This is a genomic window from Nocardioides sp. P5_C9_2, from assembly GCF_054049555.1.
In genome coordinates, this window is record NZ_JBFUMD010000186.1 from 1 (window position 1) to 6,741 (window position 6,741).

Annotated in this window: 5 protein-coding genes and 1 pseudogene; 2 read left to right on the forward strand and 4 right to left on the reverse strand. The window is 72.8% G+C overall.

Translation table 11 applies throughout. The annotated features are described in order from the left end of the window. From ACXJKL_RS10915 to ACXJKL_RS10930, 4 genes are all read right to left on the reverse strand, one after another. Positions 1-1,220 (reverse strand): 4Fe-4S dicluster domain-containing protein (locus ACXJKL_RS10915; protein WP_457207074.1); only part of this gene is annotated, 1,220 nt, incomplete at its 3' end. 152 nt (positions 1,221-1,372) lie between these two features. Further along, positions 1,373-2,788, reverse strand: coding sequence for a hypothetical protein (locus tag ACXJKL_RS10920; protein WP_457207075.1), 1,416 nt, complete (start codon positions 2,786-2,788; stop codon positions 1,373-1,375). A 341-nt stretch (positions 2,789-3,129) separates the two neighbouring features. Next, positions 3,130-3,879: an IclR family transcriptional regulator gene (locus ACXJKL_RS10925; protein ID WP_457207076.1), complete on the reverse strand. Its 750-nt coding sequence runs from the start codon at positions 3,877-3,879 to the stop codon at positions 3,130-3,132. 27 nt (positions 3,880-3,906) lie between these two features. After that, complete coding sequence (locus ACXJKL_RS10930; protein ID WP_457207077.1) at positions 3,907-4,641, reverse strand: hypothetical protein; 735 nt, start codon at positions 4,639-4,641, stop codon at positions 3,907-3,909. Between the two features lie 168 nt (positions 4,642-4,809). On the opposite strand from ACXJKL_RS10930, the gene hutH reads away from it, so the two are divergent. Both hutH and ACXJKL_RS10940 read left to right on the forward strand, forming a co-directional pair. Further along, positions 4,810-6,372: a histidine ammonia-lyase gene (gene hutH, locus ACXJKL_RS10935; RefSeq protein ID WP_457207078.1), complete on the forward strand. Its 1,563-nt coding sequence runs from the start codon at positions 4,810-4,812 to the stop codon at positions 6,370-6,372. Next, a pseudogene (locus ACXJKL_RS10940) lies at positions 6,369-6,741 on the forward strand (urocanate hydratase); the annotation flags it as partial. The gene hutH and the pseudogene ACXJKL_RS10940, both read left to right, overlap by 4 nt.

Sequence of the window (6,741 nt, forward strand, 5' to 3'; positions counted from 1 at the left end):
GGGCACTGCTGCACGCAGGCGCCGCACGACGTGCAGTTCCACAGGACGTCGGCATCGATGACGGCCGAGCCGTCCTCAGGCATGTAGAACCACTCGTCACCGGTGTCCCCCACCAGTGGACGGGCGGCCTCGCGGGCCAGCACCTCGTCCTTCTCCAGCAGCGCGGTCGCCGCCTCGCTGCCCTCGCCACCTGCCTGGACGTACGGCGCCTTGGCGTACGCGTGGTCGCGCATCGCGGTGATGAGCAGCTTGGGCGACAGCGGCTTCTCGGTGTTCCAGGCGGGGCACTGCGACTGGCAGCGACCGCACTCGGTGCAGGTCGTGAAGTCGAGCATGCCCTTCCACGAGAAGTCCTCGACCTGACCCACGCCCAGCGTGGAGTCCTCGTCGAGCTCCTCGAGGTCGTCGAGGGTGACCGGTACGCCGGCGGAGGTCAGCGGCTTCATCGCGCCGAGCGCGGTGCTGCCGTCGGCCTCGCGCTTGTAGAAGATGTTGAACCAGGCAGTGAACCGGTGCCAGGCGATGCCCATGGTGATGTTGCGGGCGATGACCATCAGCCAGACCATCGCGAGCGCGATCTTGAACATCGCGATGAAGTAGATGAGGTTCTCGAGGGAGGACGGCTCCACGGGGTAGAGCGCGTCACCGATCCACGACGAGATCGGGTAGTGCGACCGCCCGGCCTCCTCGTCGAGCTTCCACTCCGCACCGCGCACGAACAGGATCGCCGCACCCTCGAGCAGCGCCAGGGCCTCGACGAAGTACGCCTGCCACATCGTCGATCCGAAGAACCGGCTCTGTCGGCCGAGGCTGCGCGGGTGGTGCTTCTGGCGGTAGATGATCAGGAAGACGATGCCGACGGTGGACAGCAGGCCGATGACCTCGCTGAACCACTCGAACGGGTACCAGTGCCCCACCACCGGCCACGCGAAGTCCGGCATGAAGAGCTGGAAGTACGCAGCGAGCACCGCGGTGCTGAGGAACAGGAACGCCGCGTAGACGAACCAGTGCATGATGCCGACCCAGTGCCACTGCAGCATCCGGGTGTGGAGGAACGTCTCCTTGAGCATCGTCACGGCACGACCGCCCGGGTTGCCGCTGCGCCCCGGAGCGGGCTGGCCGCTGCGGATGACTCCCAGCATCTTCCGCACGGCGGGCACGAGGAGTGCCACCGCCGCCACGGTGAGGGCGAAGGAGACGACGATCGCGATGATCTGCATGAGGTGTTGCTCCTCGGTTCGGCGGGTCCGACATCCCGACGTGCGGACGTCAGGCGAGCGTAGTGCGGTGCCGCGCCGGGGGCGCGCGGCGTCTCGCCTACACGGGGATCCTACCTGCCGGTAACTTCACGCCGGAAGGTGACGTGTCCTCGTCAGGGCCGGTCGAGCCGGCTGGTGACCTGCAGGTCGATCGGCCCGGTCTCGCGGATGGTGAAGGGCACGTAGACCCAACCGAAGAAGGGGCTCATGTCGACCGGGTGGTCGACGCTGACCGTGGCGTAGGCCCCGTCTGCGCAGCCGAGCGGGCCGTCGGCCGCGCAGACGGGGGTCTCGGCTGCGCCCGCGTAGGCGGCGAGCGGGCCACCCGGGTAGGCCGTCGTGAGTCGCAGGAAGCCTCCGGTCTCGGCGGGTGCGATCACCGCCCGGCCCGGAGCCGGCGCGACGAACGTCGTGGGTACGTCGTCGGTCCGGATCGGCGGCAGCACGGTGACCCCCGCCGCGCGCAGTGCCCCCGCCGTCGAGGAGGGCAGCGTGGGCTCGGGGAAGAAGAGCAGGGTCCAGGACCCGGCGGTCGGGAGCCGCCACAGGCCGGTCGGGCCACGGAAGGGGAGCGTGTGGAGGGGGGCAGGCCGTCGGGGGGTCCCGTCGGGGCCGAGCAGCACGCTCGCGTACGCCGCGTCGTCGGTGTCCGAGCCGTCCTGCGCCCGGAGCCAGGCGCCCGGGCGCCCCTCGAAGGTGAGCGTCTGCGGCAGGGGACCCGCCGGCGCCACGGCAGGGCCGTCGTACGTCGTGGGGTGCTGGGCGGGGACGCCGGCCACGACCGCGCCACCGCCACGGTGGAGCAGCGCGACGCGTTGCCCGGCGGTGGTGCGGGCCACCCGGTACCGGCTCGGGTCGAACGTGTCCGCGGTGAGTGGGGCGTGTCCCGGACGCAGCACGAGGCTGGCGACGGGCCCGTTGAAGCCCTCGACCTCTCCGCGCGTCGCGAGGGCCGAGAATCCCCGGCCGGCCGGGTCGGCGACGGCGAGCATCCCGGCGGACGGCACTCGCATAGGGGCGGCGTACAGGACTCCGCGGCGGCGGGGCAGGCGCTGCACCTCGGTCGTGGGCGACACCATGTCGACGAGCGTCAGGCGCAGCGAGTGCCTGCGGGGGGCCGTGCGGCACGGCGTGTAGCGGAAGACGTAGGAGCCCGTGCGCGGCAGCCGGAAGTGCGCCAGCGCGTTGCGCGACACCCGTCGGCCGTCGCGGCTCAGGGCGATCCGGGCGCACAGGTCGTAGGGGAACCACGACTCGTCGAGCAGGTCGACCCGGTCGCCGCGCGTGCCGTGGAAGGCCAGGACCAGGCGCTGGCGCTTGTCGCCCATCCGCACCTGGCGGTCGTGGTAGCCGCGCGTCACCCGGCGTACGGCGGGCGAGCCGGCTGCTCGCTCGGCGTGGTGGTGGGAGACCGACGTCGTCGGCTGCGGCGTCGCGGCCTGTGCCGGCACGACGATCCCGGCGGCAGCGACCAGCCCGGCGACCAGTCCGGCGAGCAGTGCGTGGGCAGCTGTCCAGCGATGCGTCACGTCATGAACCCCCGTGTGCGTGCGCGCCCCGTGCGCGCCCTCGGAGTGTAGGACGCAACCAGGGCGTCGCTCCCTGCGCGGCTACCGGATTGTTACCGAGTGGTGGATCTGTGGTGGGAGAGCCGTGGAGGGTCCCTTGCGATGGTTGTCCCATCGAGATCGCAGGCTTCGGCCAGGCGAGGCGTTCGAAGAGCATCACGGATCCGGGGGGGTCCGCGGCACGGGAACATGGGCCCGCTCCGCAGTCACGATGTCAACTCGATCGCAGACAAGAGAAACGCCGGGTGGTCATGGACCACCCGGCGTTCCTTGTGTCCGGCGGGTTTCCCGCGCCCCCTGCGTCAGCCGCCGAGGCGACGCGTCAAAGCCTGTGCCGTCGCGCGCACGGCGCCTGCGAGGCGGTCCTCCTCGACCTCGTCATCGACCGGGAAGGTCAGCGCGACCGCGGCCACCGGGTGCCGGTTGTGGTCGAGCACCGGGGCAGCGACGCTGCCCAGCCCGGGGCTGACCTCGCCGTCCTCCACGGCGTGACCGCGTTGCCGGGCCTCCGAGAGCACGGTGCGCAGCGCGCTGGGTGAGGTCGGGCCGGTCCCGACCCGGTCCACGAAGCTGTCCCGGTGGGGGTAGAGCGCGCGGACCTGGCTGGCCGGCAGTGACATCAGGATCGCGCGCCCGCTCGCCGTGAGGTGGGCGGGCAGCCGGACCCCGACGTCGGTCACGAGCGGCGGACGTCCGGGCGCCCGCTCCTCGAGGACGTAGAGGACGTCACGACCGTGCAGGACCGCGAGGTGCCCGCCGTACCCCGTCTGGTCGACCAGCGCCGCGAGCGGTCGCCGGGCGATGCGACCCAGCGGCTCCTGGCGCGCGTAGCCGGTCCCGACCTCGAAGGCCGCGACGCCGAGCCCGTAGCGCCGGTCGTCGGCCAGGTGCACCACGAAGCCCTCGTCGATCATCGTGTTGACGAGGTGGTACGCCGTGCTGCGCGGCAGGTCGCAGGCACGCATGATCCGGTCCAGCGGCACCGGATCGGGCTGGCTGGCCAGGAACCGCAGCACCCGCAGGGCGCGCGACGCGGCCGGCACCTGGCTCATGCGAACCGCCCGATCCGTGCGCGTCGCTCAGGCGCGGTGGGAGCCCCCGGTGGGACCGGTGCCCCCGTCGCGCTGCTCGGGGTCGGTCCAGTCCGGCTCGCCCGTGGACCGGGTGCCGGTGGACGGGTCGGTCGCGGTGGTCTCGGTCGTCCGGGTGTCCGTGGACGGGTCGGTCGGCACGGTCTCGGTCGTCCGGGTGTCCGTGGTGTCGGTGGACGTGGTGTCGGTGGACGTGGTGTCGGACTCGCGGCTGTCGAAGATGGTCTCCGGGTCACCGGTGGTCGACGTCCCGGTCGTCTCCGTGCGCTCGCCGGCGTGGGTGCCGGTGGAGGCGCCCGACGGGTGCGGGTCCGCGCCCTCCGGCTCGGTCCGCTCGGCGGCGTGGGAGCCGATGACGCTGGACGTGTCGGGCGTGTAGTCGCTGGAGCGGTGGTCGACGCTCGGGTCGAGGCGGTCCGCCTCACGGACCTGCTCCTCGACGACGGCCTCGTGCTGGACGACCTCGGTCCGAGCGGCCCGCGCCCGCTCCTCGGCGTGCTGGGCCTCCAGGCGAGCCCGCTCCGCCTCCGCCTCGGTCTCCTTGGCGCGGACCTGCGCGTCCGGGATGACGGCGGCACTCTGGTGGGCCTCCTGACGCAGCTCACCGGCCCGGGTCTCGTTGGCCCGCCGGCTCCTCTTGCGCATCGACGAGACGATGAACCCGATCAGGGCCAACGCGGCCACGACGATGACGACGGTCCAGATGATCTGCTGGGTGGTCACGGTTGCTCCTAGCTCCCGTACGGCGTCCTCGGGCGGCGCCGCACCTCCCGTCACCCTAGGCGCGTGTCTCGTCCGCGAGATACCTCCCCTGGGATGAGGTCTCGGATCCGAGACGAGCTCGGCCGTGCGCCCCTGTCCTCCGCCGTCGCGGAGGGATTGGATGAGGGCATGAGTGACACCACCTCCCACCCCGGCCCCGTCGTCGTCGGCGTCGGCCCCGTCTCCTTCGCCGATGTCCTCGCGGTGGCCCGCGACGGCGCCTCGGTCCACCTCGGCGACGACGCGCTGGCCGCCATCGACCGGGCTCGGGCCGTGGTCGACGAGCTCGCCGCCGCGGCCACGCCGTCGTACGGCATCTCGACCGGCTTCGGCGCCCTCGCGACCCGGCACATCCCGACCGAGATGCGCGCCCAGCTCCAGCGCTCGCTGGTCCGCTCCCACGCGGCCGGCTCCGGCCCCGAGGTCGAGCGGGAGGTGGTGCGGGCCCTGATGCTGCTGCGCCTGTCCACGCTGGCGACCGGGCACACCGGCGTCCGCCGCGAGACCGCGCGCCTGATGGCCGATCTGCTGTCGGCGGGCATCACCCCGGTGGTCCGCGAGTACGGCTCGCTCGGCTGCTCGGGCGACCTGGCCCCGCTGTCGCACTGCGCGCTGGCCCTGATGGGGGAGGGTGAGGTGCGCGACGCGGACGGCACGCTGATGCCCGCCGCCGACGCGCTCGCCGCCGCCGGACTGACGCCGGTCGAGCTCGCCGCCAAGGAGGGCCTCGCGCTCATCAACGGCACCGACGGCATGCTCGGCATGCTCGTGATGGCGATCAACGACCTGCGGATGCTGCTGCGCACCGCCGACATCGCCGCCGCGATGAGCGTCGAGGGACAGCTCGCCACCGACCGGGTCTTCGCCCCCGAGCTGCAAGCCATCCGCCCGCACCCCGGCCAGGCCCTGTCGGCCGCCAACCTCGTGGCGCTGGTCGCCGACTCCGCGATCGTCGCCTCGCACCGCACCGGCGACTGCAACCGGGTGCAGGACGCCTACTCCCTGCGCTGCTCGCCGCAGGTCCACGGCGCGGCCCGCGACACGGTCGAGCACGCCGCGCTGGTCGCCGGCCGCGAGCTCGCGAGCGCGGTCGACAACCCGGTGGTCCTCGCCGAGGAGGGACGCGTCGAGTCCAACGGCAACTTCCACGGCGCCCCGGTGGCCTACGTGCTCGACTTCCTCGCGATCGTCGCCGCCGACGTCGCCTCGATCAGCGAGCGACGTACGGACCGGTTCCTCGACCGGGCGCGCAGCCACGGGCTCAACCCGTTCCTGGCCAGCGACCCCGGCGTCGACAGCGGGCACATGATCGCGCAGTACACCCAGGCCGCGATCGTCTCCGAGCTCAAGCGCCTCGCCGTCCCGGCGAGCGTGGACTCCATCCCCTCCAGCGCCATGCAGGAGGACCACGTCTCGATGGGGTGGTCGGCGGCCCGCAAGCTGCGCCGCTCGGTCGACGGCCTCACCCGCGTGGTGGCCATCGAGGTCCTCACCGCGGCCCGGGCGCTCGACATGCGCGAGCTCGCGCCGGCCCCGGCCACCGCGGCCGTCGTACGACTCCTGCGCGGTGCCGGGATCGAGGGCCCCGGCCCCGACCGGTACCTCTCACCCGAGATCGAGACCGCCGTCTCGCTCGTCGCCAGTGGCGCGGTCCTCGCCGCCGCCCAGTCCGTGATCGGAGAACTCGCATGACCGACAACCCCCGGCTCCCCATCCACGCCGCCACCGGCACCGAGCTGTCCGCCAAGTCGTGGCAGACCGAGGCCCCGCTGCGGATGCTGATGAACAACCTCGACCCGGCCAACGCCGAGCGCCCCGAGGACCTCGTCGTCTACGGCGGCACCGGCAGGGCGGCCCGCAGCTGGGAGGCGTACGACGCCCTGGTCCGGACGCTGCGCGACCTCGAGGACGACGAGACGATGCTCGTGCAGTCCGGCAAGCCCGTCGGCGTCATGCGCACCCACGAGTGGGCGCCGCGCGTGCTCATCGCCAACTCCAACCTGGTCGGCGACTGGGCCAACTGGGAGGAGTTCCGCCGGCTCGAGGACCTCGGGCTGACGA

Coding starts and splice junctions, on each gene's coding strand:
- ACXJKL_RS10925 (WP_457207076.1), bottom strand. CDS start 3,879: ATGAGCCAGGTGCCGGCCGCGTCGCGCGCCCTGCGGGTGCTGCGGTTC.
- hutH (WP_457207078.1), top strand. CDS start 4,810: ATGAGTGACACCACCTCCCACCCCGGCCCCGTCGTCGTCGGCGTCGGC.